The organism is Escherichia sp. F1 (assembly GCF_046764225.1).
In the GTDB taxonomy this organism is placed as follows: Bacteria; Pseudomonadota; Gammaproteobacteria; order Enterobacterales; family Enterobacteriaceae; genus Escherichia; species Escherichia coli.
On sequence record NZ_CP177202.1, the window covers coordinates 1,655,250 to 1,680,114 of the forward strand.

The following is a 24,865-nucleotide window of genomic DNA, read 5'->3' on the forward strand; positions in this document are numbered from 1 at the left end:
TCAGGCGGAACAGCTGCCGCAGGGGCAGCTGTTCCAGGTACTGAATACTGAATCGCTGAGACAGGTTAACCAGCAGGTTCATCAGTGCCGCCGCCAGCGGCATCAGTTCGCCCCCGCGTTGCCACCTCCTCAAGCATGTCATCCAGCGCAGCGGCTTTCGTGCTGATAAGTTCAAGGTCTGCCGGGTGGAGCATTCGCAGCTGTTTCATGTCCAGCGGGCCGGGAATGCTGCCGATGGCCGCAACCTGACGGCGCATCATCTCCAGCCCCATCAGCACTTCAGAGCAGTAGGCCACCGCCTTTCCGTTCCCGCCCAGTACCACACGTTCTGCGGCCAGTTGTGCATCAATCACGTCGCTGGCGGTCAGCTCGCGCAGCTTCACGGTTTTATGCAGGGTTTCATCTGCCGTGCCTTTGCCGGTCAGAAGCCCGTGTTTCAGTTCAAATTCCATCGCGGCCATGTCACACCTTCACGCATTTTTCACCGATAAAGTTGGCACTGATGGTGCCGGAATCCTCGTCCAGCTCCGCCGGATTATCCGTGGCGGAACCCGTCATCATGTAGTTCAGGCCATTGTCGCCGTAGAACATCACCGTGACGTCTTCCCAGCTGCTGATTTCAATCACGTCCATATCCGCTGCCGCCGCAATGGTCACCTTGATGGACGGCGAGGCCATCTTGCTGGAGATGCCCCAGACCTTGCCGCCGCCCATATGCTGGGTGCGACTGAAGCCGCCCGGATTCAGCGTGGATTTCCCCTCGGTTTTAATTTCGCGGCCATTCACGCGAATGGTCGCCATGCCAAGAATTTTTGCCATGCGGCCCCCTTAAAGTTTGAACTGAATCAGGCCTGCCAGCACACGCAGCTGGTTCACCAGATTCGGGTGGCAGATAAAGTTCAGGCGGTTTTTATCGCTGCTGTCGCGTGTCACCTGAAGCGTGTCCTTGTAATCGCTGAAGTTCTCCACAAGGCCCGCAGGAATAAGTTCGGTCTGGCAGATATCCAGCAGCTCTGCGGTGCACAGCTTCGGCGTCATCACCGGCTGCCCCGCATCCAGTGAGTCCAGCACGTCATCATCTGCCAGCTTGTGACGCGGATAACGGTTCGTGAAACGGTTTTTGATGATGTAACGGATACGGCCCAGCGTGGCGGGGGACTGCACATCCAGGTACGACACATCCGCATCACCGTACTGGTTAACCCGGTACATGGTGATTTCACGCTCGATGCAGACGTTATCCCCGGCGTCCACCATGTGCGTGGCAATGCCGTCATGCAGCAGCAGGTTACGTTCCGGCATATCCCAGCGAACATTACGCGCAGGCGGTAGAATGCCGGTCAGGACCAGCGTCTGAAGCGGACGCGCCGGGTCAATGGCAAGGTGATACGCTGCCGTTGCGCCGTATGACGCGGCCCACATCCACGCCGGATGCGGTGACAGGTTGGTGCCGATACAGCTAATCAGCCAGTCATTGCGGGTTTCACCAAACGTGCCGGTTTCCCCGTGCGTGCCACGAAACGCCGTCCACAGCTGCGCCTCCATCATTTTGAGCGGCCCCCAGCGGTTCAGCAGTTCATCACGCAGGGTGTTCAGGCTTTTCGTGTCGGTGAACGGGGCGATGATATCGGTAAACCACTCCGGGCCGATGGCCGCAACGGCATCCGCCATTTCCGGTGTCCCGGTGCCGCCGGTAAACGCAGTAGCGGTCACCTTCACACCTGCCGGGAAGGCTTCACCGGTGTAGTAGTTCAGGCGAACGTCGGCACCGTTGCCGGTGACGCCGTGCCAGTTCACGGTCAGCTCCACGGTATCCGTGGCATCATCCTTCACCGCAGCGGCCACCTGCGTGGCAGGCTTTTTCGTCACCGCATCAGCAATGGCTTTTGCAATGTTTTCCTTCGTAGCCCCGGCGCTCACGCTCACCTGAACGGACACACCGTTAATCAGCAGTGCCACCGTTCCGGCTTCAGTCGCTGTACCCAGCACGGTCAGCGTGGCTTTTGCGGCAGCGCCTTCAGGCGCGGCAACCGGCATTGCCCAGGTTTCCGTGTACGTGTTGGCACGACGCAGCATTTTGAGCATTTCAGCCAGCATCGACCCTTTGCCATAAAGCTGGTCTGCCTGGCTGTCACTGGTGATGCGGGTCAGTGACAGGGCGTCTGCGCTGCCGGACGATACCGCGTGGCCCATGACCAGAATTTTTCGGCTTTGCGCGGATGCACCATCCAGCGCCTGAGAATTGTCGATATCGATCCAGACAAGCGGGACGCGGATATCATCAGGAATTGAACCCAGCGACATTATTTTTTCCCTCTGGTTTTGTTGTTATTTTTCGGAAGTGCGGTTATTTCCACATCTCCCTCGGCTTCACGGCGCAGCCAGTAAGCGCAGACGTCGAGACGTTCCCCTTCCGGGGATAAATGCGCGCCATCCGGTTTACGGACACGGACGTTTTCCCGCGCTGGCTTAATCAGTTTCTGTTCCATCGTCACCCCGTACATGGATCACGTCGTTAATTTCAGTGTGTTCGCCGCAGCGCAGCGTTGCCCCGAGGCGCAGGAAGTCCGGGAGCGCGGCGAGATCAATCTCTTCATCCAGCCGGAACTCCTGCTCCCACGTCACCGCCCACATGGTGACACCCAGCCCGTCGAGGCTGACGGAGTAAATGTTGTCTGCCCGCACATCAGCAGCCATGCGTTCAGCCCCCATGCCCCCGGTGGCATCCGACGACAGCAGGCGTTTAATCACCTTTCCGGCCAGCACTTCACAGCGCACGTCGCGGGAGTACCCCCACGAATCCGTCGCCATGATGTAAGCCACCCAGGTAACCAGACCGGACAGCCCGCCGCGCGGGTTGATATCCCGGACGCGCAGGGCAGCTACCCGGATACAGCCGGTGCGACCGGACAGATAGCGTTTGACTTCATCCGGGCTGTTGAACTGGCCGATGTGACGCTCCACCACGTTGGCCCGGTCGGGGGTGTCCCCCTGAAGGGCCGTCTGCAGCCAGGCCACAATGCGCTCTGCGGCCGCAACGGTGCTCCCCGGTGTGCGCAGTTCAGGGCGTTGTTCTGTCATGGCAGAACCTCCTTCCAGAAATGACTGATAACCTGTTGCAGCTCCTGCTGGTTGGCAGAAGACAGCCCCAGAAATTCACGTTGTGGAATGTTCATCATGCGGTTATGTGCGCCGACGGTCTGCCAGACCGGATATTTCAGCGCCCGCCCGAAACACTGCGAGATAAGCCGTTTGTGGGCGCTGACCGGCACACTGCCGGAAAAGCCGTCATTCATGATGCGGGCATAATCCAGCGGTGAACCGATACGCACCACGCGGTTTTCCACGATGTACTGGATACTCTCCAGCAGATGGCCTTCACCACGCAGCAGACTCTGGTTGCCGTGGCGGGTTTTTTTGTACCCGTCAGACCAGTCCGGCCAGCGTTCACCGCCCGGACTGGTTTTCTCATCGATGATGCGGCGGCGGGTCTGTGATTCCACCACCGCACCTATGCTCTCCAGCAGCTCTGCCTGCAATGAACCATCTGCCAGCTTTTCAACGGCACGGCGGATATCCTCCAGACGCTGGTCACCGCTGACCTGTACAGAAATACCCATCACAGCACCCCTTTCAGGTTGTTACGGGTGAACAGCCGGGCATTGGCACCCACCACAATGATTTTCCCGTGATCGGTTTCTGCCGGGGTGGCATACGCTGGCAGGCCCAGGTCACGGGTGCCGTTCGCCATCTCACGCAGGGTTTTAATGGCGTCGTCGTAGCGTTTCTGGATCAGCTCCGTGATTTGATTGTCACGCTCTGACAACCAGTAAAACGCCAGCGATACCGCCACGCGTTGCAGCGGGCGCGGGATTTCCGTCACTCCCAGCGGCAGCTGGTAGCGGCGGGACAGAAACGAATCAATTTCCGCTTCGGCATCACTGATGGCCTGACGGATTTTGTCTTCATCCAGTTCGTTGGTTTCCCGGTTAATCGCCATGTTCCAGACAAGATTGCCGTCCGCGCGTAACAGGTCTTCCTGCGTGATATACCCCATCAGCCTTTCTCCGCTTCCCGGACAATCAGATTCGGCTCTGCCATCAGGCGGTTGGCAACCGCAGCGGTCACCGCCACATCCTCACCGGCATGTGACCAGAAACGGCCACAGCGCCAGAACCCGTTTTCAGACACGGCCCGGACGTTCAGCCGGACAGGGGCGTCACCCTGTACAGTAACCGGGTCTTCAGCCGGACGTGGTTCATTCGCCTGACTGTCAGCCACAATAACGTCTGCCAGCGGTGCCGGGTTTTCCTGTGCTGTGCTGTTCTTTGCGGCTTTCGCGCCTTTGGTTCCTGCTTTTTCACTCATGACTCTGCCTTTTAAAAGGCAGTTAAAAGGGCATTCACAGCGCCTTTTAACTGCGGTTTACAGGTTACGCGACGGGTTATGCCGGCGTGGTGATGAACGGGCTGACCACGATGTCCACATCCTTGTACCAGATGTTGGAATCGCCGCCGTTAACCAGCATGGCGTCAATGATGCGCTTCGCCGCCGCGCGGTTTTTCGGCCCCACCACAAGGGTGGTCGGGCGGATGCCCAGCGGTTCACCGTTGGTGGCCTTCATACCCCGCAACAGATTGCTGGCCTTCTCGTAGTTCTCCGCTGTCAGTGCCGCACGGGAACCGACGGCGGTCTGCCAGAAGCCGAAGCCCGCATTGCAGCGACCGTCCACCCCGTAAAGGAACTCGTTATTCTTGAAGGTGTGCTCGCTGTTCAGATCATCCAGGGCTTCAAACTTAAAGGCGCGTCGCGTCTGCCAGATGATGGGTTTCAGTACCTGAGAATCATCAATCAGGAACCACGGTTCTCCCTGGTCTGATGCCGGGGTGCCGACAACGTTGCTGCAGGTGCCGTCGCCCAGCGGGTGGTCTTCATCAAAGAAGTTCTGACCGTCAAAACACAGGGTGTTAAACCCGGCACACAGCAGGGGGTAACACAGCTTGTCCGGGAACTCCGATGTCTGGCGGCCATAGCGTTCAGCGATAATGCTGTACTGACCAATCTGATCGTCTTCAATGTGTTCGCGTTTAACGCGGATCGAACTTTCCCAGGTTTTGTTCGCCAGGGTGTAACCATAACCGTCCAGCGTTGCCATCTGACGGGCACTGACCCATTCCTTAATCTCCGGTAAATCTTTCATCCAGCCGTAGGTATTGGAGGCGGACGAACTCGGGATTTCAGAGGCAATACGCTGCCACTGTGGGGTAACACCACTCAGACCACGGGTATAAGCGGCGCTCAGACAGGTGGTCAGCGCGTGAAGGACTTCGGAAGTGACTGCTCCCATCAGTTATTCTCCTGTTTCGGTTTAGCGGCGAGGAACTCTTCCCCGGTAATACCCATGCTGCGACACATCGCCAGTTCGGCGTCGGTCAGCGTCTGCGCGGGTTTATCCTTGCCCTGGCTGGGCTTGTCGTTGTTCACCAACGGCTGTGTGCCTTTGGTGTATTCCGCAAACTGTTTGCGGCCTTCTTCCGTACGACAGGTGGCCAGGAACATGTCGCGGTTTGCCGGGGCCACTTTTCCGGCCTCGATGGCCGCATCCACAAGCGCCTCGGCTTCCTTCTCTTCCAGTTGCTGAAGGCGTTTTTCTGCGGTTTCGGCACGGTTCAGTGCCAGATTGTGGGTTTCCACCGGCACAAACTTCGTCAGGTCAGGTGTCTGTGCGCGGTTCAGCGCCACCTGTTCGTTCTCCTGAAGTTGTTTAATGGCGGCCACGGTATCGTCCACCGTGGCAGATTCAGCCAGCCCAAGCAGGCCGGTGATTTGCACAGGTACTGTCATCGGGTTTTTCTCCGTATTCAGTGCAGGAAAGTCCAGGTTAGGTTTGTTGGTCAGCCCGACGCTGGACAGGCGCGTCACCACACCGTCTGCGTCAAAGAAAAACGCCGGGCTGTAATAGCGGTAACGGCGTTCGCTCAGCATCCACCGGGCGTACTCGCTCCAGACAACACGGCCTTCAATGGTGCCGCTGTCCGTCACGCGCAGTTCTTCCACCCAGCCATACGCCGGGGCTTCATCACCGCGTTGCCCTTTAATTTCGGTGGCGTGTTCAATGTCCACCGGAATTTTGATGTCGGACGAGCGGGTGACCACCTCATGCGGATTGCGGTTAATCCACGTCCGGCCATCGCGCCCGGTGAACTCACCCGCAGGAACGAGTTCAAGCCATTCAGGCAGTTGAGCGGGTGTCAGCTCAGGAATGGGTTCTGGCAGGGAAAAACACAGCGCCAGCAGTTCCGGTTGCATGTCAGTCTCCGTCGTTTGGGGTTACCGACGGTCAGTATGCGGAAGGCAGAAAAAAAGCCGGATTTACCGGCTTCACTGAAAACGGGAAGAACACCCCCTTCAAAACCCCTTCAAAAACGCCACAGCATCTTCAAAAAAGTCAGAATGCACATTCACGCCATCAGAATAAAAAACGCGTTTCTGATGCGTTTCAGGGGGATTTACGGCGGGAGGGTTATTCACTGTCAAAACGGGCCTGTTTTGTCGCCAGCTGGCGTGCCAGCTCCTGCGCGCGGTTTATGCCGGGATTGTAGTTCCAGCCCGGATCAATCCCTTCCGGCACCTCTTCCTCTTCGCCCGTGCGTTTGTTCACCCAGCGGACGGTTCGGATTTCCGGCGCTTCGGTGTGAATGGTGCCCTGTGCTACCAGTTGCGCATATTCACCACGGCTGACCTGACGGATGGTGCATTTGCAGCCCCAGCCATTAGGGGCGAAATGCGTCTGCCAGAAGGGATGATCTACCGGCAGACACAGACGCGCCCATTTCACATGCTCCGCCCGGTGCTCACGGGATGGTCCCAGCTCGTAAATCAGATACGGCATGGCCCGCTTTGTCCGCTGAATGCGTTCCCACTGGCCCGCCGCGCGGGCGGTGCGCATGTTGGTGTCAAAAATCGTGCGGAGACGACGGTCGCTGCCCAGCTGTACGGTGCGCCTTTCGCCCGTCAGCGGATCATCCATCTCCTGTACGCCCCACCATCCGCGTTTTATCAGCAGCGGTTGCAGCGCCTCCCGGAACTCGCTGAACGTCTGCCCGCTTTGCAGGGCGTCTTCCACAAGGGCTTTCACATCCGACAACAAATCCAGTTGCAGCATTTTTGCCACGGTGAAGCTGCTCCGGTGCTCTTCCCGCCACACATCCCGGTAATCAAAACCGGGGCGCAGCTTCTTCGCCTTCAGCCACGCCAGCGCCTCTTTCGGGATAAGAGTTTCACGCATGACCGGTGTCCCCCAGCGCACGCGCCTTAAAGCACACCTCCGCCAGTTGCAGGGCAAAGTCGTCCGCGTTCAGCGTTTCCTGAAGCTCAGGCAGGCGTTTCAGAAAGTCATCAAAACTGTCGCATTCCTGCGCCAGTGTCAGCACCGGGTTCGTGAACGCTTCGCCGGTTTTCTGCCAGTCACGCAGGGCATCATCCACCATCTGTGCCAGTTCGTCGGGGTGTTCCCGGTTCAGGGCGACGCGCTCGCGGTTCATCGCCACATCACCTGACATTCCGGCAGACACCGGATGCAGAACATCAGCCCCGTCGTCCGGTTCAGCCAGGCCGAACCGGTCCCGCAGCTCCGATTCCTGAACCCGCATCCCCCGGTCAATCAGTGGCACCAGAGCATCTGTCAGCGCCTTCAGATCTTCCGCTTCACTGATACGCAGAACAACACGGGGGTAGTGCGCCTGTGGCCCGTAGTTGGCCTCGATATAGGGACGCACCAGATATTCATTCAGCGTGTTAGCCAGCTGCCGCGCGTCCCAGCGCACAATGTCCATACGCACCTGATTGTGCACGTCCGCCTGTGAACGCGAACTGCCGTTATCCGTGGTCATGGTCTGCCCCAGCACAGCCTTACTGATTTGCGCATCGCACCATTCCGCCATTTCACAGAACAGTGCACCGCCGTTATTCCGGCTGGCGGTTTCCTGCATCTCCAGTTGCATGGACTGCGGAATTGCACACCCGGCATCCGAGGCAATGGACGCAATCGCATCAATCAGTACGCGGATTTGCTCCTCCGTGGCGTTGGGACCGTATTTCCCCACCGTGACCGGAATGCCGAACTTTTCCGCAAATGCCCACCAGTCACGCACGGTAAAGGATTTCAGCATGTACATCACCGCTACCAGACGGGCCAGACCATTACGCAGCGGCAGACCGGATTTCAGACGCGGCTGGTGAACAATGAATTTTCCCGGTGTCAGCGGTACGCCATCCACCGGTTCATCGTCAGTCAGCAGGCGGAACTGGCGCAGCGTGGGTTTTTCGGCTTTCAGAAAACGGGGATCAACCCACTCATAATCACGGGGCATCCAGTGGTTGTTGCGGGTGTTCCACAGGATTTCACAGACCGCCACCCCTTTCCCCAGCCCGTCGAGCAGATCAAACAACAGCTCGGGGATTTGCGGGGCTTCCATCAGTGCACGGATGGCGTCCGCCAGTTGCACGTCAGCATCGTCATCACTGGCGGCCACCACCACCGGTTCGATACCCGCCACCGTCAGCTTGCGGGTGCGCAGCACCGAGGCGTAATGCAAATCGCGCTCTTCCATCTCTTCAGCAAGGATAAAAAAATCACGCGTGATGCCGTCGGCGGCATTGCGCAGAATGCCTGCCAGCCTGCCGGGGTTCAGCCCGGAGGCGACGCTGATACCCGGCGAGGCCGAACGCACACCGGCATGACGCGGACGGGCCTGTGCTTCGTTGAGCGCCTCTTTTTTCAGCGTGTCTTCCTCACCGGTTGCCGGGTTCAGCAGACGGCGAACGGCCCCGGCCAGTTGTTTCAGGTTCACAGTAAACCTCCCTCATTTTTCAGGCCGCGCGTCAGCTTCATCTGGCGGCGCGCGTTGCGTTCTTCCGGTTTCACCGGGCGGTTCAGGCGGTGCAGCTCGTAACGGTGGCAGTCATCCTTGCTGGCAAGGAAGCCCAGGAAAATGGCCACAGCGGCGTCGCCGTGACGTTTGTGACCGTCGCTGCCTTTGGTTCGTGAATCATCAATGCCGGGAACGCCACGCAGTAACTGAATGGCCCCGAGGTCATTGATCACGTCTTCATGCTTCGGAAGGATCAGCTCATCATCTTCAAACGCCGCACGGAAACGGGGCATGTTTTCGCGGTAAAACGCCACGGACAGCATCACCTGTTCCACTTCATCGCCGTACCGCTCTGCCGCCTGTTCTGCCAGATACTGACCATTCCCCCGCGCATCCATTTTGATGCCGTCACGGCGGGGCAGACGATCGCAAAGCCAGAACAGCACCTGCTCCTGCTGTTTAAACGGCACATTGCCAAGCTCAACCAGGAACGGCACCTCGCGGGTGGTGTCATCGTTCACCGTCACCGGGGCCAGTACGGTCAGGTCACCCGAACGCGCAAAGTCTTCCCCCAGACAGTGGCGCAGGTTCTTCGGGAGTTTTTCCAGTTCAGGGCGCACCACTGTTTCCAGCCATTCCCGGATATCTGCCCGGCGCTGGCTTTCCGTCAGTGCGTTAAATTCCGGTGTGCCGGTAAAGCGCAACACTTTTCCGGTGCCACGGGCCGCACGTTCACGCAGTGAGCGGGGGATATACGTGCCGCCGCCGTTTTTCGGGACACAGTAATATTCCTCCAGTGCGTCTTCGCGGGTGGCGGTATTTCGCAGCAGACCTTCTTTCCATTCCGCCTCGGCTTCCGGTGACCACACCATGCCGCGCACCTGACAGATACGCCGGTACAGCCCGTCATTGCAGGCGTCGTCCAGCGTGATGGTATGAATGCTGTAATCTTTTTTGCCCGCGCGGCTTTCCTGAATCAGCTGGTTAAACAGGTTGTCCACGCCGTCATGGGTGGAAATAAGGCGAATTTTGCCGCCCCATGTTTTCAGCGGCAGCACCGCCTTCAGCAGCTCGTCCAGTTTTTCATGGAACGCGGCCTCGTCGATGGTGACATTCCCCTGCATCCCGCGAATGTTGCTCGGGTTGCTGGACAGTGCCTTGACCTTAAAACCGCTGGCGAAGTACACGACGAACGTCAGAATGTCCTTGTCTTCGTCGGTGATCACTTCCTCGCAGATTTCTTCCGCTGCCGCATTAAACGCCTTCGCCCACATCGCCACGGCGTCGATAAATTCGCGGGCCATCTCCTTGTTCGAACCGATATAAAAGTGATCGCGCCCGCCGTCTTCCTTCTTCAGTGATGCCGTCAGTGCTGCATCTGCCGCTTCTGCCCAGGTTAAACCGGTACGGCGGGATTTCTCGGCAATTTTCAGGTCGGCATCATCCGCCACCCAGCGTTTCTGATACGGCAGCAGAACATCAGATTCACTGAACGTGTCCATCTGTGTCATGCGCTAATCCCCAGAATTTCACGTTTGATGGTGTCAGCCGCACCACCTGACAGACCGCCCGTTCTGACCAGTTCTTCGGTTTTCTCTGCCATCTCCTGCGCAAACGCATCACGGATCGCTTTCTCGCGTTTATGGCTGGTCATGGCTGCCGCTTCCAGACGCTGGGCAACCAGCGCCAGTTGCCCCAGCGCCTTCGGTGCAACAGGCTTGTCGTCTTCTGCCATCGACATGGACGTTTCAAAAGCCAGCGTTTTTACAAACTCCATCAGCAGTTTGCCGACGTCTGACGTCGGCGCGGAACCCAGCTTTGCCGCCCAGACTTCGGCCATTTCGCGGGAGGCACGGATTTTTGCCCCGACTTTTTCCATGCGGATGGCATAGCGGTTTAAGCCCGTCCGGCTTAACTGCATCTCTTCCGGCAGGTTGTGTTCGTCAATCAGGGCGTTGATGGCTTCGCGGATTTCCTCCTGCGTGTGCCGCTTTTCCCGCAGCATCTGATGCAACTGCTCCCGGATGCTGCCCGGGAGTAAATCCACTTTGGAAAGACGGCCACGGGTGGGGCGTTGTTCATTTTCCATGTGTGCGCTCCTGTTGCTCACTACGCTGTAAACTTTCGTATGCAGATTTCAGTGCGCCGTTCTGGATTTCCCGCCATGTCAGGTTGTGCGCCAGACGGCGGAGTTCATCACGGGACGCTTTACTTATCGGATTCTTTTTACGGTTCACGACGGCCCCCGTCTTCAGTTCCCGGTGTTTTCAGACCGGCGTATATTTCTTCGCGAACGGAGCGGATATCCTTACCTAACAGCTTCCACAGCCGCGCACATGCCGGTGATGAACGCAGGGCACGTTTCATGGGGGTATCCGGTGCATCCGGGTTCCAGGGCTTTCCGGTCTGTTGTTCGTATGCACGGACAATGGCGTTTTGCTCAATATCTGCCAGCACAAGGCAGTACGCCAGTTGCCGCACGACGGCCCGTTCTCCGCGACTTAACGGCTTCAGTTTTCGGGCCATGCTCAGTCCCTCGCACGGGGTTTTTTAACGCCCGGAACGCTGGACAGGCCGTTTGCCACATCCTCGCCGCTGCCGGTGATTTCAGCCACGTAACAGCCGCCCACATCAGACAGACGAACCAGCCCCTGCTCGCGCAGCCATGCAAGCTGGGTGCGCACCACATCACGGGATACCTTATGACCGTAGGCCTGAAGGCAGGTCTGCAACACGGATTCATTCGCACTGTCGCCACAATCCAGCAGGGAACGCAGCAACACCAGACGACGGTCTTCAGTGAGGATCTCTTTCATCGCCATTAATTTTTTTCCTTTAACTCGTTCTCTAATAACAAATCGCTGATGCGGGATACCTGGCGGATGGATGGCCCCAGCTCTTTGATTTCTCCCCGCAGGTTGCTGATATCCAGTTGCAGGCGGTGGAACTCATCACGATCAGGTAGCTGATGTACCTGGCTTTCCATCACCGACACGCGGGAACGCAGCAAATCAAACTCTTCGCGCTTGACGTAGGTCTTTGCCAGAATCAACTGAAGCAGGTTTATTCCTGTCATCAGCAATGCCCACAGAATGGGCCAGTTGGCTCTGATCATTTCCCAGGACACGTTTTCCTCCTACGTTCCCGCATCTGCTGACAGTCAATACAGGTCACCACATCCGGCAGCGCCGCAAGGCGCTGTGCCGGAATAACGTTCCCGCAGTCATTGCAGAAGCCCCGGCTGTGGGGCGTTTCTTTTGTCCGTGTCTGCCAGGCTTTAACGACGCTCTGACGTTCGTTCAGAACCACTTCACTGATGCGGTCGATTTCGTCGGTCATTTCAGCCCCGCAGAAATTTTGTCCTTGCTTGACTTGCTGTAACGGGCAAAGCCGTCAAGAGTTCGCACGCCGAGATAGCCCAGCGCCGGGGTAAGTAACATCAGCGTGATATCCCAGTCCGGTGACGGCATATGCAGCGTGATACCTCTGGCACCGGCAATGGCTCCGGCAATCTGGCCGCAGGAAAGCAACAGCACATAGGCCAGACTGCTGTAACAGGAAAGGCGGGCCAGCAGCGGGCGCGTCTGGCGCACATAGCTGTCCGTGGCGTTGTCACCATTGCGGATGGTTTCCTGCTGTTCGTGGTGTGCGGCCTGCTGGTCAGCCAGCACCAGCTTCTGCCGTTCCACCTCCAGCTGTTGCAGCTGAATTTTCAGGGTTTCCAGTTGCACCAGTTGCTCCGGTGACAGCATCACCAGTTTTTGTTCCAGAATGCGTTGCTGTTCAGCAACGGGAAGGCTTTCCCGGACGCTTTCCACCATACCGGCCACCGAGTCAGCGGCGGCAGATGTACTGCCACCAAACCAGCGCCCGACGGAACGAATCAGCCCCGGCCCGGCTTTCAGCAGAACAGAGGCGATGCCTGAAAGGGTTAACGGATCCACGGGAAACCTCCATGCAGATAACGCTGAAGACAGAGCAGACCGCCGCAACTGCCACCACACAGCCAGAACACCGGATGCACCGGTGACATCATCATCAGCGTGCTGAAGACGCAGCAGAAATATCCCAGCGCCCAGACCACCCATGACCACACGATGATGTGGCGACCAAAAGCCCGGTAACGGACCTCAGGCAGCAGGCGAAATGGCACATTCCCGAGGCTTGCGCTGTATGAAAACAACACCACCCCGGCAAAGGACAACAACATCAACACGAACGATCGCCAGCCACATAACATGCTGATGATGAACATGCAGAGTGTCAGTCCGGCCAGCGGCCATGGGGTTCTCATCAGTCGGGAACAAAGCAGCCAGTCACACAGTTTTAAAATTTTGTTCATTACCTTTTTCCACATTGAATTTTTCCCTGTACTTCTGGCACTGCCAGAAAATGTCCCGTGTATCCACGGAGTTCCAGCCACGCATGTAGTAGCTGGCGTGTGTGCCGTCATGGCCGGTATAGTCCAGCGGTTTCGGGGGCGGACCTCCGGCCATGCGGTGCAGAACCTCCTGACGCAGGCGGTCACGCCGCCCGGCTTTCAGTGAGGCATCCCAGCCTTTGCCCATATCACCCCCGCGTGGCGGACATGATGCCCAGAGGGGTATCGATGATTTCCAGACAGGCGTCGGTCAGCTTTTCCATGCGGTTAAACCAGCCGTTCAGGTATTTGCCCTGGGCGGGTTTTGATTTGATGATGTCGGCATAAAAGCGGGAACGACGGACAATACAGCGGGCCAGCAACCAGTCAGGGGTGGACTGGCTCACGGCCTTGCGGGTACGCGGCCCGATGATGCCGTCAGCATCCACATCAGCGGCCTCCTGCAAAAGTTTGATAGCCTTTTTAACGCCATGCTGAACCGCCGCATCAAACACAAAAAGCGCCACGCCATCAGGCCACTGCTCACATCCGGCAGGCAGCCAGTAATCGCGCCAGTAAATCTGCGCAACCTGTTCGCGGGTCAAATCCTTAATGCGGGTATCCGGTTTGCCGTCGCCGTTGACGTCGGTTTTGCCGTCAATCACACCGTCGCGGCGGTCAGAAATGCCGTATTTGGTTTCGCCGCCACGGTCAGTGGGGTCATTGACATAGACGCCTTCGATATCGGGACGCAGAATGAAATTCAGCGCATGTTCAAAGGCCGGGGAGAATTTTTGATTTTCCATAAAAACACCTGTGAAGCAGAGTTAAACGTGGTCTGCTTCATGGTGCCGGAGGCATAAAAAAAGCCGGATTTACCGGCTTCATTGAATTAAGGGAAGATAACTACTCATCTCCTTTGATGGAGCAATCTATTACCATATCGTTACCCATCTTGAGAAATTTGGTTTGCATGAGAAAACCCTGTATCACGTCAGTTAACCCATACCCTTCAACTTTTGTAGCTGAAACTACCATGTCAATAATTCGTTTCTGCTGCTTCTCTGTTAGTTCACCAATTGCTGACTCTGCAACCCGCGAGCATGCTACAAAGGAAGACAACACACCTGAAGGATTGTTTTCAAAATCCTTTACCGTCGTCCTTGAGCTGACGACTTTATTATTGATCGTAAATACCCCGAATTTGCTGTGAGCAGTTTCAGTTCCACCGTTCTTAATAGAATCGCCTCCCTTAAGAGGCTTCCAGCTATTTAGTGCAATGAGATCTTTTTCTGTCAGACGTTTTTTGATGACATCTTCAGCTGGCAACTTTGCCGCATTAGCGCAAAATACGCTCAGTAAAAGTATAAGAGGAAAGTATTTCATGACTCATCCTTAAACAGTTGCATTTGATATTTTCCACGCTCCAGCCTTCGCATTCTTTTGATAGCTTGATATACCGTTTTGTATGTCACTTTGTAACGCTGCACCAGTTCCGCTACGTTTTTCCCATCAAAATCACGCCAGATGCGCATGTCTCTGATAAGATTTTCCAGTATTTTCCCTTTAGGAACATATACCTGAATCCCACCGATATGATTACAAATCGCCACTACCAACTCAAGGGAATGGACCGGGTTAACCCCAAGCCTTATCAGTTCCTGTCGCAACAGAGCATTCAGTTCTGAAAGTAGCGCCGGGTAAACATATTTTTCCTGATAATCGTGAAGATATTCCAGAACGCTGTCGTCCCGGAAGTCTTCGAATAAATCCTGCTCTTTCATCTGTTTCATACAGCAATTCTCCCGCTGTTTCGTGCGCGGGCATACGCACTGGTCAGTGCATCATAGCCGCGCAGCTCCCGCCCGGTTTCGCTCACAGGTAAAGGCACACCATGTCGGGCAAAGGCTTCACGGATGCAGCGCATATGCCACTGTTTGAGCGTTTCAAGCACAACCTGCAACGATTCCCCGTGACACCATGCCAGCGTGGAAACACCCTGTCCGCCATTACGTCTGGCTGTCAGGCGCTCAACGTATTTGTCCAGCGCAGCGTCGCTGATATCGGAGACGAAACCGTCAAGAAACATCTGCTGCCAGATTTTGTAAATCTTCTCGCGTGGTGTGACATGCCCCTTAAAACGACGGCGGGGATATTTTTTCTGTTTCTTAAAACCGCGCTCTTTCATGGCATCGAGCACTTGTTCCAGTTGTGCAACGGACAGCTCGCGACAACTGGTTTTGCCCGTGCACTGCACCAGAAAAGCGCGGTAAGTGTCATCGTCAAGTTGCAACTCCCGACGTGCAACATGAATTAATTTAATCAGGGATGTGCGATTCATTATGTCCCCCGGATTTTAAAATTAATTCAGTGTTGAATAGCTCTTTACTCATTCGCTGTAGCACATCAAGGGCGGCAACTGCCGCCACTTTATCCTGACTGGCAATGATTCCCCGCAACTCTTCGATAATCCATGCAGGGCTTAATGATTCAGCAATCATCGTGCGCTTTTCTGAAATTAAATTTTCTCTGGCCTGCTCATAGTGCTGGTATACGACATTATCCAGGAAATCATTTACCTTTTGTTCTGACATGCCACTGGAAATTAAGGTTGCAGCCATTAAATCAGCATCAGTAATCATCTGTATTTTCATCTCTTAATACCTTTTCAGGATTCAGGAAAACTGCGCCGGTAACCTCCAGCAGATTCACCAGAGCATGGGTCGCAATTGCTGCGGCCAAGCAATCACCGTTGTAGCAGGCATTGTCGATAACGCTTTTTATTATTCTTATCAGCGATGGCAGTGTGGTGTTTTCCAGAATTTCCAGCCTGAACTGCTTCAGCCAGTATTCATATTCAGCTTCATCAAATGGAAGCTCACCCATCAGTTCTGTCAGAGTTGTATCGGCCTGCTCCGGTGTATATCCACTGACAACCAGTTGCGCCCGCATTTCAGCCCGATATTTAGGGTCGTAATAAATATGCTTACTCATTTCGTAATACCTCTTCGCAATAAAAGATTCCACTGGGATAACGTTTTTGTATGCGCTCCATCACCTGCATACATGCCTGCTCTGTGGGCCAGATTTTTTCTGTTGCCGGGATAGCATCACAGGCATCACTCCCGCAGGTGCCAACCAGCAGGACAAAGCCAATTGACTTAATCATGTTCACTGACTTCCTGTGTTGCTGCCGGAGCTGGTGAATAATCAAGAATGAGATAGCGCATGACGTGGTCGGTGATATTCCAGCCACTGGAACCACAAATAAAGCGCCCCAGCCGGATATCGATATACGCCATCACAAAACGGGGCATCCCCTGTTTGCACATCTCGTCATCCACTTCAGCAACGATGTAAACCGACTCGCAGGTCAGTACGCCTGTCGCAAATTCTTTTGCCAATGCCGGAATGGCATTGCCTTCCAGCCAGGGCAAAGAGCGGCGGAACGCGCACCATTGAGCATTATCAACAGCGGGGTGTTCCGTTGTTGCGTTTCGTCTTACTGGCGGCGTTGGACGAGGGCGCGGAACGTCATAAAATCCGTTACATTCAGTGAGAACTCCGGCATCAACCGCATCACGCAGGAAATACACCATTGACGAGGGCAGCATATTCATTTTTTCAGCCAGAACCCCGCAGGTCAGACGCCCGTAAGCCCGTAATAATGTGCTGACACCATTCAGAACTTTTGCATCAACCATTTTTTATTCCTCAGTAATCTGTTTCAGGCGCGAGCAATCCCCTGACGCATCGCGCCATAATTAAAAGAAAGTGAACTAATTAAATATTAATGGTGGTATTAAATACCGGCTTCCTGTTCAAACGGAATAATAGAAAAATCTTCAATGCCTGATTTAACTGTAATTCCGGCGACACCTGCGACTGCTTTCGGTTCCAGTAAAATCGCTTCCTTGTTGATTTCCTGTTTCGTGCGAATAAAGCGTTGCAGGCCAAGACGCTCCAGCGTTTCCATCACCGCATCCACACCGCGAATACTTACCGATGGTGGGCGCTGACGCCATGACACATCGCCGGTTACCAGGTTCGCCGTCTTCACCTTGCCGCCGTTCGTCAGTTCGTCGCGGTTCGCTTCACACCATCCCTGAACGCCTTTTGAAAGGGTTTCAATACTGGTTTTAAGGGGCGCAATCTGTGAGGCGTATTTCTCAGTAATTTCAGCGATAGCGTCATTCATTTCCGTTTCAAGTCGTGCCGCTTCGCGTTGCAGGTCACCAATCCGGCGAATATCACACACCACGGCATCGCGGGATTGCGGAACATAAGCTGCTGCGGCACTCTTGATTCGTTTTGCTGGTTTAGCCATATAAATAAAGCTCCTGTTAATTAATATTCGCTGTATACAATGCTGGATACAGCACGATTGCTTAATTCCATCTTTTGGGCAATGACATGAATAGCCAGCCCTTCTTTATAAAGTTCACGACACAAATATTTGTCGTGCTCACTGACCCGGTATGCACACAACGATATTCCGTGCCTTCTGGCATGTGCCTGTAGGGCGGTTGGGGCAACGTTCAGTTTTTTCGCCATTTCCTCGACGGTCATTTTCCCGACACTGGCTTCGATAAATTCCCGGTCTTCGCGTGACCATCTTTTGCGAGGGATTATCATCATGCCTCCTTCCCTGAAATTAATGTTTGGCTGCATCCGGGTTATACCGGAATAACTCGCCTTCGGCTTCCAGCCCAAGTTCTCTGGCTGACTTCAACAACTCCTGGGTTGCTTTTTCAATAATTTCAGGAGCCATGCTCTTGATAATGCCTGCCATCACGTCATGCGGTCCGGTTTGCTCCTTAGGAGACTGTTCTTCCAGTTGCACACTCATTCCTACAAAGAAACCTCCTTTTTTCTGAAACTCAACATCTTCCATGCGGTTAAATTCAAAGATTACTTTTGCCATTTTGTTATTCCTCACAAATAAATAAGCCGTTATTAACGCCAGATAATCTGGCAACCATTAAGGCGGGCCGTCCATACGGAACGGGCAACCCCTGATTTATGCTCCATAATCCTGACAGCGTTTCTGACCAGCTCCGGTGGCGGGCAGGTAATTTCAAGCACCGGGCGGGCCACGCCCAGCCAGGATTCGTTGACGTGGCTGCCGCGCTCCTGTAACCAGCTCTTTACTTCCGTTGCCATTTTGATATTCCGTGACATCATGATTTCGCTCTCCTTACGTGCGCAGCAGGGTTGAAATATCAACGTCGAGGTCTAATTCACGGAAAGCCTGACGCAGATAATCTTCATTAACACGTTCACCTTTACCGTGGGCGGTCATGGCAGCAAGGCGCAGCGAGTGGTTCAGGATGCGAAGCGCACCTGGCTTTTGTGCAATCTGCTGTAATAATTCCCGCTCGTTTTCGCCGGTAATTTGCCAGGCATCCGCAATGGCTTTTACATCATCAATTTTGGTTTTATTGATTGCCGTCCGTTTGGCAATACGGGAAAACAGGCGGGCAAATTCAACCGTTCTGTTACCACCGGTCATGTTTGAATAAACACGGTGATTCCCCATCAGAACAAGGCCAATACGGGCGGACTCCTGTAACAGGCGGAGTTCTTCCAGAACCTCAGCGCCAAGATGATCAGCTTCGTCGATAATGACCAGCCCCTGCGTACCTTCAAGACGGCGTCTCAAAGCGCGGGAGAGTGGCCCCTTACGGCGTGGTGCGTCATTCATTCCCAGTTCATAAGCCAGTTCAGTCAGGCATTCCAGAACACTGGCACAGGATGGGGTAATGGTGATCATCCAGACATTGTTATTGGTGCGACGAAATTCGCGGGCCGCTTCAGTTTTTCCCACACCTGGATTACCGCAGATAACAGAAATACTTTCAGTCAGGCTGGCAAAACGCATACTCGTCCAGATTTGGCGTGCTGTTCTGGTTTCCACAAAACGTGGTGGTTCTGGCAGCTCTGCGGCACGGTGATAGTTCTCCAGCCAGCGTTCCAGCGTCTGCGCAACACGTTCATTGTCGCCGTTGTACTTGTTATTCACGAATGCGCTTAACGTTCCTGCGGCCACGCCAGACTCGCGTGCAATTTGTGCATAAGTCGCTTTTTCACTTTCTACAAGCGTGCGCAGTCCTGCGCGAATATCGGAAATATTCATCTGAATAACCTCGTAATTAAATTTTGTTTAAACGTTAATTAAATGGCTTTTTTACGTCTGTTCTGTTCCAGAATATCCAGCGAATGATTCAGATATTCATCACGATCAGTTTCATATTCATCATCGGGTTCCTGGTATTTCACCTGCACCGTGTTACCGGAAGGCCGGAAAATACCAACAACCCTTGATTCTGGCGCTGCTGGTTCGGCTATCTGCGGCAGCAGTTCAGCAACTTCCAGTGCGTCCATTTGTTTCTGCGCCTTAATGGCTGCTTTAGTTGCAGATTTCAGTTGTTTCTGGCGGCGGCGATATTCGCGGCCTGCCGCAGCATCATTAAATGCAACAGGTGCCAGACATTCCGCTTCACAGATAAACCGACCGTCCAGGGTGTAACAATAAACCGTGCTGTGTAACTGCTGTGGATCAAACCTGACCACAACTTTTTTCACGCCGGCATTCATTAACGCCATGTTGTAATAAACGTTTTTCGCGCCTTTAAGGGAGCCGCCAACTTTAAGCGTAAACTCGCCTTTGCGTGAAACGTTCACCGCCTCGGCAGGCAGTAACAGCATCCGTTTTTGTTCTTCGGTTGGCTTACGCACAATCGTTCTGGCGTATTCACGCTCGAAAACATCATCAAACGAGAGTTTGCCCCCGCACATTTCTGTTTCACGGCCTGTTCTGGCATTGAACATCGCCACACCTTCGGCAAGGGTTTTCAGAAACAGCTCTGCATCAACAGCGCGGTCGCCATAGTTATCAGGTTTTGCCTGCGGATTTGGCCCCGTATATGCGCCAGCCAGTGCCGGATGCTTATCAACGTATTCCTCAAGCCCACCAACACCGAAAGCACGTTCAACAGGTTTTGCCTGGCCCCAGCCTTTACCGGCAACAACGCTTGTCCAGTGCATTTTCGCGCCCATCAGTAAAAACAGTCCCTTTGGATCGTCCTCTTTTACCTTAAAGCGGTAACGATTGGGCGCGCCTCCCGTCAGCCATTTATTCGCTGCACCACGGGTGTTATCAATGGTGATGTGAAAATCCTCCGGGATACCGTAGCGAGTCACAACATCCATGAACGAGAGGCGAATTGAATCAATGTTCTCGCTCACATCGCAGCGCCAGCCCAGAATTTTTCGGGTTTTCACATCCTGCCAGAACCATGTTTTCGGGCGGATCACATCACCGTTAAACCAGCGTACAAAGACGTTATGCAGATAACCGTCGCCGTTGATCCACTGCATGGCGTCCAGGTGTTCCACAGTTCGTTGCTGTGCCGGTATCAGATGCATCAGTGCATGTTCACCTTCACGGCAGGCAACAACCATTGCCTCGTCCAGTTGCTGAATCCGGCGAAAGGCCGTGGCACGGGAGGGAATATTCCAGTCATGCTCACGTGCTGCCAGTTCCAGACGCTCATAACATTTGCGAAAGGCGGGTTTTTCCGGTCGCAGATAATCTGCAATCAGAAACTGCCAGGCATCCTCGTCAAATTCACTTTTGTGAACGTTGCGACGGGATGCACCACGGCCATCAACAAGCGCAGCCGCCCAGTCAGACTTCGCAAACTTCTGTACCTGGTAATATTTGTCCCGCAAAGTGGATGCGCTGACCTGGTAATGTCCAGCAACGGTCGCAAATGCCGTTTTCGTTGAAATCCCCTGGTTCAGCATTTCGTCTGCAGCCTGAACCGCAGGCAACCATTTTTCAGCAAGTCTGCGCTGGGAATCGCTGGCGTTATCCCATTTGCTCCACAGTGCCTCACGATCATAATCATGGGCTTCCAGCGTGGGGCGGGCGATTTCAAAACGGCCCAGGCTTGTTTCAATTCCCCCTTGTTGGATCAAAAACTCAGCTCGGGCAGAGTTAGGAAGAGAAGATATATGGTATTCATAAGCAACCCCTTTAATTCCTTCTCTTCTTCTCTTGAGCCATCCTTCTCTCTGTGCCCTTTTGTGAATCCCCATTAATGAACCAGGTAAACCAGATAAACCCGCACACTCAATTGCTGATATCCACTCTCTCATTGTGATCCCTTAGATATCTACTAGGCCAAATTTCTTCAGGTTTCATGTTTAAGGCATCAGCAATGATACGTTCACCTTTGGGCCATGGCCTGACTAATGCATTTGCGAGTGTCCCGGTTGAATAACCTGAACGTCTGGACAGTTTTGCCAGAGGGATTCCTGTTTTTTTGAGGGCCGCAATCACGTCAGCCCGATGCCAATCGTTACTCATCTTTCACACATCAACCATATTGCGTATGATAAAGGGTTATCAAAACAGATAATCTGTCTTGATTATCTGTTTTATACATTGTCACATAAACCAAATAAACTCAACTAGTTTATATGAGTTGGTGTGATTTATTTTGTAACACTTTGATTTATATACATATAAATTTGGTAAACTTAGTTTATGAAAAGTTCAAGAGAGATAAACCAGTGGATGACGCCCAAACAAATTACTGAACTGGACGGAATGCCAGGAACAATACAAGGCGTGCACAAACGAGCGAAGAAAGAAGGATGGCCTAAGCGTTCGCAAGAAGGGCGTCGTGGGCCTGGGGTTGAGTATCTCCCGGTAATACCAGCTATGCAGGGAACGTCTATCGAAGAAATGAATGCTGATACATTGAAGATGTTCTCCATATTAATCAATAAATTAGGAGAAAATGAAGTCCGGGAAATAGAGCTGAATATGGCTAAATACGGGCTTTCCGGGTTAATGCATGAACGCCCCCCTATATCTGCTGATACCCTATTGGCAATGTTGGGCATTGATCGCCAAACGCTACAAACAGCTTTGGTGCTACATACATTACCCTCAGAAGCTCGCAAAGAGATTTTGTCAATCTATGGCGTTCATGAACAGGAAGATCTTGTAGCTCCTTCACAGGATCCACAAGATGTAAAAAAATCCGTATAACAACCAGGAACCTAGCTAAAACACATAATTCCCCTCAAATGGCCCGGATGGTAAGATACCGAAATGGCAAAAGGTGTTTTTGATATATATCATTTGCCAAAAGCCTGGTTGTTATCGGGTTTGAAGCATTTTTGAAGCTGCAATTGAAATGATGTGTGAATTAATCGCTTTTCGTATCTTTAATGAAACAAAAGCCATTTCTAACAATCTTTCGCGTTTCAAGGCTTAACGGCTAAAATCTGCTCTACAGGCTTGCAAGCCCCATCAAATCTAATCCCGTCAAATCCCGAATAATCCAATGTCCTCCCGGTTTTTTTCGTACTTCTTGTGAATCAATACACTGGGCGTTGCAATATGCTGGCAGTGGGCCAGAAAAAACGTTGTCGCCGCTGGTGGTGCACAACAATCTGCAAATCGATCTCAATGAGCCGGACCTCTTTCTCGACAGCGACTCTCTGAGCCAGCTTCCCAAAGACCTCCTTACCATTCCGTTTCTCCACGATGTTCTGAGTGAAGATTTCGTTTTCTATTATCAGAATCATGCCGATCGTCTGGGCATTGAAGGCAGCATTCGCCGCATTGTCTATGAACACGATCTCACGCTGAAAGATAAGCTCTTTTCTTCACTCTTAGATCAGCCCGCGCAGGCGGCGCTATGGCACGATAAACAAGGCCATCTTTCACATTACATGGTGCTGATCCAGCGCAGTGGTTTAAGCAAACTGCTGGAGCCATTGTTGTTTGCCGCTACCAGCGACAGCCAGTTAAGCAAAACGGAAATCAGTAGTATTAAGCTAAATAGTGAAACCATCCCGGTTTATCAGTTGCGCTATAACGGCAATAACGCCCTGATGTTCGCGACTTATCAGGACAAGATGCTGGTGTTTTCCAGTACGGATATGCTGTTTAAAGATGACCAGCAGGATACCGAAGCCACGGCGATCGCAAGTGATTTGTTGAGCGGTAAAAAACGCTGGCAAGCCAGCTTTGGCCTGGAAGAGCGTGCTGCTGAAAAAACGCCAGTACGCCAGCGCATCGTGGTCAGCGCCAGGTTGCTGGGGTTTGGCTACCAGCGATTAATGCCTTCTTTTGCTGGTGTACGCTTCGAAATGAGCAACGACGGCTGGCATAGCTTTGTGGCGTTAAATGATGAATCCGCAAGCGTAGATGCCAGTTTCGATTTTACGCCGGTATGGAACAGTATGCCTGCCGGGGCCAGCTTCTGTGTGGCGGTGCCGTATTCGCATGGTATTGCCGAAGAGATGCTTTCGCACATCAGCCAGGAAAACGACAAGCTGAACGGGGCGTTAGATGGTGCAGCCGGGCTGTGCTGGTATGAAGACTCAAAATTACAAACCCCGCTATTTGTTGGTCAATTTGATGGCTCAGCCGAACAGGCACAACTGCCTGGGAAACTGTTTACGCAAAATATTGGTGCGCACGAAAGCAAAGCGCCAGAAGGTGTTTTGCCGGTAAGCCAGACTCAGCAGGGCGAAGCGCAAATCTGGCGTCGCGAAGTGAGTTCCCGATACGGCCAGTATCCGAAAGCACAGGCGGCGCAACCAGATCAATTAATGTCGGATTATTTTTTCCGCGTGTCGCTGGCGATGCAAAACAAAACGCTGCTTTTCTCCCTCGATGACACGCTGGTTAATAACGCGCTGCAAACACTGAATAAAACCCGCCCGGCAATGGTGGATGTAATACCCACTGATGGCATCGTTCCACTCTATATCAATCCACAAGGCGTGGCGAAACTGCTGCGTAACGAAACGCTGACCAGTCTGCCGAAGAATCTCGAACCGGTTTTTTATAACGCTGCACAAACTTTATTAATGCCGAAGCTGGACGCTTTATCTCAACAACCTCGTTATGTCATGAAGCTGGCCCAGATGGAACCCGGTGCCGCCTGGCAGTGGCTACCCATAACCTGGCAGCCGCTATGAGGCACGGGCTGCTGGCGCTGATTTGCTGGCTGTGTTGTGTTGTTGCCCATAGCGAAATGCTGAATGTCGAACAGTCGTGGCTGTTTCGCGCCTGGTTTGTGCGTATTGCACAGGAACAGCTCCGACAGGGGCCAAGTCCGCGCTGGTATCAGCAGGATTGTGCGGGCCTGGTGCGATTTTCGGCGAACGAGGCGCTGAAAGTTCACGACAGCAAATGGCTAAAAAGTAACGGTATAGCAAGTCAGTATTTGCCGCCTGAAATGACGCTAACACCTGAACAGCGTCAACTGGCGCAAAACTGGAATCAGGGGAACGGAAAAACCGGCCCCTATGTGACCGCGATTAATTTGATTCAATATAACAGTCAGTTCATTGGCCAGGACATAAACCAGGCGCTGCCTGGCGATATGATTTTTTTCGATCAGGGCGATGCCCAGCACTTAATGGTCTGGATGGGGCGTTACGTCATCTACCACACCGGAAGCGCCACGAAAACTGACAACGGAATGCGCGCAGTCAGTCTGCAACAACTTATGACATGGAAGGACACCCGATGGATACCCAACGATTCCAATCCCAATTTCATTGGCATTTATCGTTTAAATTTTCTGGCGCGATAGCA

39 protein-coding genes and 1 pseudogene are annotated in these 24,865 nt (G+C 53.6%); 3 read left to right on the top strand and 37 right to left on the bottom strand.

Translation table 11 applies throughout. The features are described 5' to 3' along the window. Positions 1-65: 65 nt before the first annotated feature. The 37 genes from ACK8NJ_RS07945 to ACK8NJ_RS08125 all read right to left on the bottom strand — a co-directional run bounded on the left by ACK8NJ_RS07945 (position 66) and on the right by ACK8NJ_RS08125 (position 21,607). Entirely contained in the window at positions 66-461 is a 396-nt protein-coding gene (locus tag ACK8NJ_RS07945; protein WP_289251651.1) for a phage tail assembly protein, read from the bottom strand. Between the two features lies 1 nt (position 462). Further along, positions 463-819: a phage tail tube protein gene (locus ACK8NJ_RS07950; RefSeq protein ID WP_001062748.1), complete on the bottom strand. Its 357-nt coding sequence runs from the start codon at positions 817-819 to the stop codon at positions 463-465. Positions 820-828: 9 nt separating this feature from the next. After that, positions 829-2,304, bottom strand: coding sequence for a phage tail sheath subtilisin-like domain-containing protein (locus ACK8NJ_RS07955; protein WP_032084906.1), 1,476 nt, complete (start codon positions 2,302-2,304; stop codon positions 829-831). Further along, positions 2,304-2,489 (bottom strand): DUF2635 domain-containing protein, encoded by a 186-nt coding sequence (locus ACK8NJ_RS07960; protein WP_053289374.1) that lies wholly within the window; start codon positions 2,487-2,489, stop codon positions 2,304-2,306. Before ACK8NJ_RS07960 ends, ACK8NJ_RS07955 begins: the two co-directional genes overlap by 1 nt. Beyond that, a complete protein-coding gene (locus ACK8NJ_RS07965) occupies positions 2,470-3,081 on the bottom strand; it encodes a hypothetical protein (RefSeq protein ID WP_411962324.1) in 612 nt (203 codons plus the stop codon). Before ACK8NJ_RS07965 ends, ACK8NJ_RS07960 begins: the two co-directional genes overlap by 20 nt. Next, entirely contained in the window at positions 3,078-3,620 is a 543-nt protein-coding gene (locus ACK8NJ_RS07970; protein WP_000513058.1) for a phage virion morphogenesis protein, read from the bottom strand. The genes ACK8NJ_RS07965 and ACK8NJ_RS07970 overlap by 4 nt, the downstream gene beginning before the upstream one ends. Continuing rightward, positions 3,620-4,057: a gp436 family protein gene (locus tag ACK8NJ_RS07975; RefSeq protein WP_167813343.1), complete on the bottom strand. Its 438-nt coding sequence runs from the start codon at positions 4,055-4,057 to the stop codon at positions 3,620-3,622. The genes ACK8NJ_RS07970 and ACK8NJ_RS07975 overlap by 1 nt, the downstream gene beginning before the upstream one ends. After that, entirely contained in the window at positions 4,057-4,368 is a 312-nt protein-coding gene (locus tag ACK8NJ_RS07980; RefSeq protein ID WP_411962325.1) for a hypothetical protein, read from the bottom strand. Before ACK8NJ_RS07980 ends, ACK8NJ_RS07975 begins: the two co-directional genes overlap by 1 nt. 76 nt (positions 4,369-4,444) lie before the next feature. Then, positions 4,445-5,347, bottom strand: a complete 903-nt coding sequence (locus ACK8NJ_RS07985; protein ID WP_411962326.1) for a Mu-like prophage major head subunit gpT family protein — start codon at positions 5,345-5,347, stop codon at positions 4,445-4,447. Further along, positions 5,347-6,309, bottom strand: a complete 963-nt coding sequence (locus ACK8NJ_RS07990) for a phage protease (RefSeq protein WP_235166595.1) — start codon at positions 6,307-6,309, stop codon at positions 5,347-5,349. The genes ACK8NJ_RS07985 and ACK8NJ_RS07990 overlap by 1 nt, the downstream gene beginning before the upstream one ends. Positions 6,310-6,523: 214 nt before the next feature. Then, positions 6,524-7,288, bottom strand: coding sequence for a phage minor head protein (locus tag ACK8NJ_RS07995; RefSeq protein ID WP_411962327.1), 765 nt, complete (start codon positions 7,286-7,288; stop codon positions 6,524-6,526). Then, positions 7,281-8,852, bottom strand: coding sequence for a DUF935 domain-containing protein (locus tag ACK8NJ_RS08000; protein WP_410778449.1), 1,572 nt, complete (start codon positions 8,850-8,852; stop codon positions 7,281-7,283). Before ACK8NJ_RS08000 ends, ACK8NJ_RS07995 begins: the two co-directional genes overlap by 8 nt. Continuing rightward, positions 8,849-10,384, bottom strand: coding sequence for a terminase large subunit domain-containing protein (locus ACK8NJ_RS08005; RefSeq protein WP_411962328.1), 1,536 nt, complete (start codon positions 10,382-10,384; stop codon positions 8,849-8,851). The genes ACK8NJ_RS08000 and ACK8NJ_RS08005 overlap by 4 nt, the downstream gene beginning before the upstream one ends. Beyond that, the gene (locus ACK8NJ_RS08010; RefSeq protein ID WP_411962329.1) at positions 10,381-10,962 is read right to left on the bottom strand and encodes a DUF3486 family protein; all 582 of its coding nucleotides are present in this window, start codon (positions 10,960-10,962) and stop codon (positions 10,381-10,383) included. The genes ACK8NJ_RS08005 and ACK8NJ_RS08010 overlap by 4 nt, the downstream gene beginning before the upstream one ends. Next, positions 10,952-11,110: a hypothetical protein gene (locus ACK8NJ_RS08015; protein WP_172819860.1), complete on the bottom strand. Its 159-nt coding sequence runs from the start codon at positions 11,108-11,110 to the stop codon at positions 10,952-10,954. Before ACK8NJ_RS08015 ends, ACK8NJ_RS08010 begins: the two co-directional genes overlap by 11 nt. Beyond that, entirely contained in the window at positions 11,100-11,399 is a 300-nt protein-coding gene (locus ACK8NJ_RS08020) for a hypothetical protein (protein ID WP_000101558.1), read from the bottom strand. Before ACK8NJ_RS08020 ends, ACK8NJ_RS08015 begins: the two co-directional genes overlap by 11 nt. 2 nt (positions 11,400-11,401) lie before the next feature. After that, positions 11,402-11,689, bottom strand: coding sequence for a hypothetical protein (locus ACK8NJ_RS08025; protein WP_024168521.1), 288 nt, complete (start codon positions 11,687-11,689; stop codon positions 11,402-11,404). A gap of 5 nt (positions 11,690-11,694) precedes the next feature. After that, positions 11,695-12,000 (bottom strand): DUF2730 family protein, encoded by a 306-nt coding sequence (locus ACK8NJ_RS08030; RefSeq protein WP_001372558.1) that lies wholly within the window; start codon positions 11,998-12,000, stop codon positions 11,695-11,697. Continuing rightward, positions 11,985-12,212, bottom strand: coding sequence for a TraR/DksA family transcriptional regulator (locus ACK8NJ_RS08035; RefSeq protein WP_000128966.1), 228 nt, complete (start codon positions 12,210-12,212; stop codon positions 11,985-11,987). Before ACK8NJ_RS08035 ends, ACK8NJ_RS08030 begins: the two co-directional genes overlap by 16 nt. Then, positions 12,209-12,817 carry a hypothetical protein gene (locus ACK8NJ_RS08040; RefSeq protein WP_105491529.1) on the bottom strand — a complete coding sequence of 203 codons (609 nt, stop codon included), beginning with the start codon at positions 12,815-12,817 and terminating at the stop codon, positions 12,209-12,211. The genes ACK8NJ_RS08035 and ACK8NJ_RS08040 overlap by 4 nt, the downstream gene beginning before the upstream one ends. Further along, the gene (locus ACK8NJ_RS08045; RefSeq protein WP_411962330.1) at positions 12,805-13,215 is read right to left on the bottom strand and encodes a hypothetical protein; all 411 of its coding nucleotides are present in this window, start codon (positions 13,213-13,215) and stop codon (positions 12,805-12,807) included. Before ACK8NJ_RS08045 ends, ACK8NJ_RS08040 begins: the two co-directional genes overlap by 13 nt. Beyond that, positions 13,190-13,441 (bottom strand): hypothetical protein, encoded by a 252-nt coding sequence (locus ACK8NJ_RS08050; RefSeq protein ID WP_001557440.1) that lies wholly within the window; start codon positions 13,439-13,441, stop codon positions 13,190-13,192. Before ACK8NJ_RS08050 ends, ACK8NJ_RS08045 begins: the two co-directional genes overlap by 26 nt. Position 13,442: 1 nt before the next feature. Continuing rightward, entirely contained in the window at positions 13,443-14,039 is a 597-nt protein-coding gene (locus tag ACK8NJ_RS08055; RefSeq protein ID WP_327621530.1) for a glycoside hydrolase family 108 protein, read from the bottom strand. 100 nt (positions 14,040-14,139) lie between these two features. Continuing rightward, positions 14,140-14,619, bottom strand: coding sequence for a hypothetical protein (locus ACK8NJ_RS08060; RefSeq protein ID WP_000873377.1), 480 nt, complete (start codon positions 14,617-14,619; stop codon positions 14,140-14,142). Next, positions 14,616-15,026 (bottom strand): Mor transcription activator family protein, encoded by a 411-nt coding sequence (locus tag ACK8NJ_RS08065; RefSeq protein ID WP_000812144.1) that lies wholly within the window; start codon positions 15,024-15,026, stop codon positions 14,616-14,618. Before ACK8NJ_RS08065 ends, ACK8NJ_RS08060 begins: the two co-directional genes overlap by 4 nt. Then, a complete protein-coding gene (locus ACK8NJ_RS08070) occupies positions 15,023-15,574 on the bottom strand; it encodes a gp16 family protein (protein ID WP_001082365.1) in 552 nt (183 codons plus the stop codon). The genes ACK8NJ_RS08065 and ACK8NJ_RS08070 overlap by 4 nt, the downstream gene beginning before the upstream one ends. Further along, entirely contained in the window at positions 15,552-15,887 is a 336-nt protein-coding gene (locus ACK8NJ_RS08075; RefSeq protein ID WP_000701639.1) for a hypothetical protein, read from the bottom strand. The genes ACK8NJ_RS08070 and ACK8NJ_RS08075 overlap by 23 nt, the downstream gene beginning before the upstream one ends. Beyond that, on the bottom strand, positions 15,865-16,227 hold the full coding sequence (locus tag ACK8NJ_RS08080) for a hypothetical protein (RefSeq protein ID WP_000033737.1): 363 nt from the start codon (positions 16,225-16,227) through the stop codon (positions 15,865-15,867). Before ACK8NJ_RS08080 ends, ACK8NJ_RS08075 begins: the two co-directional genes overlap by 23 nt. Further along, positions 16,220-16,402, bottom strand: a complete 183-nt coding sequence (locus tag ACK8NJ_RS08085; protein ID WP_000597368.1) for a hypothetical protein — start codon at positions 16,400-16,402, stop codon at positions 16,220-16,222. The genes ACK8NJ_RS08080 and ACK8NJ_RS08085 overlap by 8 nt, the downstream gene beginning before the upstream one ends. Further along, a complete protein-coding gene (locus ACK8NJ_RS08090; protein WP_000227266.1) occupies positions 16,395-16,937 on the bottom strand; it encodes a hypothetical protein in 543 nt (180 codons plus the stop codon). Before ACK8NJ_RS08090 ends, ACK8NJ_RS08085 begins: the two co-directional genes overlap by 8 nt. Positions 16,938-17,035: 98 nt before the next feature. After that, on the bottom strand, positions 17,036-17,560 hold the full coding sequence (locus tag ACK8NJ_RS08095) for a host-nuclease inhibitor Gam family protein (protein WP_001107934.1): 525 nt from the start codon (positions 17,558-17,560) through the stop codon (positions 17,036-17,038). Positions 17,561-17,580: 20 nt separating this feature from the next. Next, positions 17,581-17,868, bottom strand: a complete 288-nt coding sequence (locus ACK8NJ_RS08100) for a hypothetical protein (protein ID WP_000586546.1) — start codon at positions 17,866-17,868, stop codon at positions 17,581-17,583. A 19-nt stretch (positions 17,869-17,887) separates the two neighbouring features. Beyond that, positions 17,888-18,157 carry a hypothetical protein gene (locus ACK8NJ_RS08105; protein WP_001151278.1) on the bottom strand — a complete coding sequence of 90 codons (270 nt, stop codon included), beginning with the start codon at positions 18,155-18,157 and terminating at the stop codon, positions 17,888-17,890. 32 nt (positions 18,158-18,189) lie between these two features. Next, positions 18,190-18,417 carry a hypothetical protein gene (locus tag ACK8NJ_RS08110; protein WP_000987801.1) on the bottom strand — a complete coding sequence of 76 codons (228 nt, stop codon included), beginning with the start codon at positions 18,415-18,417 and terminating at the stop codon, positions 18,190-18,192. Positions 18,418-18,430: 13 nt separating this feature from the next. Next, complete coding sequence (locus tag ACK8NJ_RS08115; protein WP_001026713.1) at positions 18,431-19,369, bottom strand: AAA family ATPase; 939 nt, start codon at positions 19,367-19,369, stop codon at positions 18,431-18,433. Positions 19,370-19,407: 38 nt separating this feature from the next. After that, the gene (locus tag ACK8NJ_RS08120) at positions 19,408-21,396 is read right to left on the bottom strand and encodes a transposase domain-containing protein (protein WP_001209536.1); all 1,989 of its coding nucleotides are present in this window, start codon (positions 21,394-21,396) and stop codon (positions 19,408-19,410) included. Next, positions 21,371-21,607 carry a helix-turn-helix domain-containing protein gene (locus ACK8NJ_RS08125; protein WP_063119056.1) on the bottom strand — a complete coding sequence of 79 codons (237 nt, stop codon included), beginning with the start codon at positions 21,605-21,607 and terminating at the stop codon, positions 21,371-21,373. The genes ACK8NJ_RS08120 and ACK8NJ_RS08125 overlap by 26 nt, the downstream gene beginning before the upstream one ends. A gap of 180 nt (positions 21,608-21,787) precedes the next feature. On the opposite strand from ACK8NJ_RS08125, the gene ACK8NJ_RS08130 reads away from it, so the two are divergent. The 3 genes and pseudogenes from ACK8NJ_RS08130 (at position 21,788) to ACK8NJ_RS08140 (ending at position 24,863) form a co-directional block, all read left to right on the top strand. Next, entirely contained in the window at positions 21,788-22,297 is a 510-nt protein-coding gene (locus ACK8NJ_RS08130) for a DNA-binding protein (protein ID WP_000842767.1), read from the top strand. 341 nt (positions 22,298-22,638) lie between these two features. Next, positions 22,639-24,243 (top strand): annotated as a pseudogene (locus ACK8NJ_RS08135) (DUF2138 domain-containing protein); the annotation flags it as partial. Beyond that, entirely contained in the window at positions 24,240-24,863 is a 624-nt protein-coding gene (locus ACK8NJ_RS08140; protein ID WP_001390092.1) for a DUF1175 domain-containing protein, read from the top strand. The pseudogene ACK8NJ_RS08135 and the gene ACK8NJ_RS08140, both read left to right, overlap by 4 nt. Positions 24,864-24,865 lie beyond the last annotated feature (2 nt).

What these genes read in the sequence shown, in the direction of transcription:
- ACK8NJ_RS08130 (WP_000842767.1), top strand. Translation starts at nt 21,788, where the DNA reads ATGAAAAGTTCAAGAGAGATAAACCAGTGGATGACGCCCAAACAAATT.
- ACK8NJ_RS08035 (WP_000128966.1), bottom strand. Translation starts at nt 12,212, where the DNA reads ATGACCGACGAAATCGACCGCATCAGTGAAGTGGTTCTGAACGAACGT.
- ACK8NJ_RS08095 (WP_001107934.1), bottom strand. Translation starts at nt 17,560, where the DNA reads ATGGCTAAACCAGCAAAACGAATCAAGAGTGCCGCAGCAGCTTATGTT.
- ACK8NJ_RS07985 (WP_411962326.1), bottom strand. Translation starts at nt 5,347, where the DNA reads ATGGGAGCAGTCACTTCCGAAGTCCTTCACGCGCTGACCACCTGTCTG.
- ACK8NJ_RS08060 (WP_000873377.1), bottom strand. Translation starts at nt 14,619, where the DNA reads ATGAAATACTTTCCTCTTATACTTTTACTGAGCGTATTTTGCGCTAAT.
- ACK8NJ_RS07975 (WP_167813343.1), bottom strand. Translation starts at nt 4,057, where the DNA reads ATGGGGTATATCACGCAGGAAGACCTGTTACGCGCGGACGGCAATCTT.
- ACK8NJ_RS08125 (WP_063119056.1), bottom strand. Translation starts at nt 21,607, where the DNA reads ATGAGTAACGATTGGCATCGGGCTGACGTGATTGCGGCCCTCAAAAAA.
- ACK8NJ_RS07995 (WP_411962327.1), bottom strand. Translation starts at nt 7,288, where the DNA reads ATGCGTGAAACTCTTATCCCGAAAGAGGCGCTGGCGTGGCTGAAGGCG.
- ACK8NJ_RS08100 (WP_000586546.1), bottom strand. Translation starts at nt 17,868, where the DNA reads ATGATAATCCCTCGCAAAAGATGGTCACGCGAAGACCGGGAATTTATC.
- ACK8NJ_RS08085 (WP_000597368.1), bottom strand. Translation starts at nt 16,402, where the DNA reads ATGATTAAGTCAATTGGCTTTGTCCTGCTGGTTGGCACCTGCGGGAGT.
- ACK8NJ_RS08075 (WP_000701639.1), bottom strand. Translation starts at nt 15,887, where the DNA reads ATGAAAATACAGATGATTACTGATGCTGATTTAATGGCTGCAACCTTA.
- ACK8NJ_RS07980 (WP_411962325.1), bottom strand. Translation starts at nt 4,368, where the DNA reads ATGAGTGAAAAAGCAGGAACCAAAGGCGCGAAAGCCGCAAAGAACAGC.
- ACK8NJ_RS08140 (WP_001390092.1), top strand. Translation starts at nt 24,240, where the DNA reads ATGAGGCACGGGCTGCTGGCGCTGATTTGCTGGCTGTGTTGTGTTGTT.
- ACK8NJ_RS08020 (WP_000101558.1), bottom strand. Translation starts at nt 11,399, where the DNA reads ATGGCCCGAAAACTGAAGCCGTTAAGTCGCGGAGAACGGGCCGTCGTG.
- ACK8NJ_RS08120 (WP_001209536.1), bottom strand. Translation starts at nt 21,396, where the DNA reads ATGAGAGAGTGGATATCAGCAATTGAGTGTGCGGGTTTATCTGGTTTA.
- ACK8NJ_RS08105 (WP_001151278.1), bottom strand. Translation starts at nt 18,157, where the DNA reads ATGGCAAAAGTAATCTTTGAATTTAACCGCATGGAAGATGTTGAGTTT.
- ACK8NJ_RS07960 (WP_053289374.1), bottom strand. Translation starts at nt 2,489, where the DNA reads ATGGAACAGAAACTGATTAAGCCAGCGCGGGAAAACGTCCGTGTCCGT.
- ACK8NJ_RS07950 (WP_001062748.1), bottom strand. Translation starts at nt 819, where the DNA reads ATGGCAAAAATTCTTGGCATGGCGACCATTCGCGTGAATGGCCGCGAA.
- ACK8NJ_RS07970 (WP_000513058.1), bottom strand. Translation starts at nt 3,620, where the DNA reads ATGGGTATTTCTGTACAGGTCAGCGGTGACCAGCGTCTGGAGGATATC.
- ACK8NJ_RS08055 (WP_327621530.1), bottom strand. Translation starts at nt 14,039, where the DNA reads ATGGAAAATCAAAAATTCTCCCCGGCCTTTGAACATGCGCTGAATTTC.
- ACK8NJ_RS08050 (WP_001557440.1), bottom strand. Translation starts at nt 13,441, where the DNA reads ATGGGCAAAGGCTGGGATGCCTCACTGAAAGCCGGGCGGCGTGACCGC.
- ACK8NJ_RS07965 (WP_411962324.1), bottom strand. Translation starts at nt 3,081, where the DNA reads ATGACAGAACAACGCCCTGAACTGCGCACACCGGGGAGCACCGTTGCG.
- ACK8NJ_RS08090 (WP_000227266.1), bottom strand. Translation starts at nt 16,937, where the DNA reads ATGGTTGATGCAAAAGTTCTGAATGGTGTCAGCACATTATTACGGGCT.
- ACK8NJ_RS08005 (WP_411962328.1), bottom strand. Translation starts at nt 10,384, where the DNA reads ATGACACAGATGGACACGTTCAGTGAATCTGATGTTCTGCTGCCGTAT.
- ACK8NJ_RS08045 (WP_411962330.1), bottom strand. Translation starts at nt 13,215, where the DNA reads ATGAACAAAATTTTAAAACTGTGTGACTGGCTGCTTTGTTCCCGACTG.
- ACK8NJ_RS07990 (WP_235166595.1), bottom strand. Translation starts at nt 6,309, where the DNA reads ATGCAACCGGAACTGCTGGCGCTGTGTTTTTCCCTGCCAGAACCCATT.
- ACK8NJ_RS08070 (WP_001082365.1), bottom strand. Translation starts at nt 15,574, where the DNA reads ATGAATCGCACATCCCTGATTAAATTAATTCATGTTGCACGTCGGGAG.
- ACK8NJ_RS08080 (WP_000033737.1), bottom strand. Translation starts at nt 16,227, where the DNA reads ATGAGTAAGCATATTTATTACGACCCTAAATATCGGGCTGAAATGCGG.
- ACK8NJ_RS08010 (WP_411962329.1), bottom strand. Translation starts at nt 10,962, where the DNA reads ATGGAAAATGAACAACGCCCCACCCGTGGCCGTCTTTCCAAAGTGGAT.
- ACK8NJ_RS08115 (WP_001026713.1), bottom strand. Translation starts at nt 19,369, where the DNA reads ATGAATATTTCCGATATTCGCGCAGGACTGCGCACGCTTGTAGAAAGT.
- ACK8NJ_RS07945 (WP_289251651.1), bottom strand. Translation starts at nt 461, where the DNA reads ATGGCCGCGATGGAATTTGAACTGAAACACGGGCTTCTGACCGGCAAA.
- ACK8NJ_RS08065 (WP_000812144.1), bottom strand. Translation starts at nt 15,026, where the DNA reads ATGAAACAGATGAAAGAGCAGGATTTATTCGAAGACTTCCGGGACGAC.
- ACK8NJ_RS07955 (WP_032084906.1), bottom strand. Translation starts at nt 2,304, where the DNA reads ATGTCGCTGGGTTCAATTCCTGATGATATCCGCGTCCCGCTTGTCTGG.
- ACK8NJ_RS08110 (WP_000987801.1), bottom strand. Translation starts at nt 18,417, where the DNA reads ATGATGTCACGGAATATCAAAATGGCAACGGAAGTAAAGAGCTGGTTA.
- ACK8NJ_RS08025 (WP_024168521.1), bottom strand. Translation starts at nt 11,689, where the DNA reads ATGAAAGAGATCCTCACTGAAGACCGTCGTCTGGTGTTGCTGCGTTCC.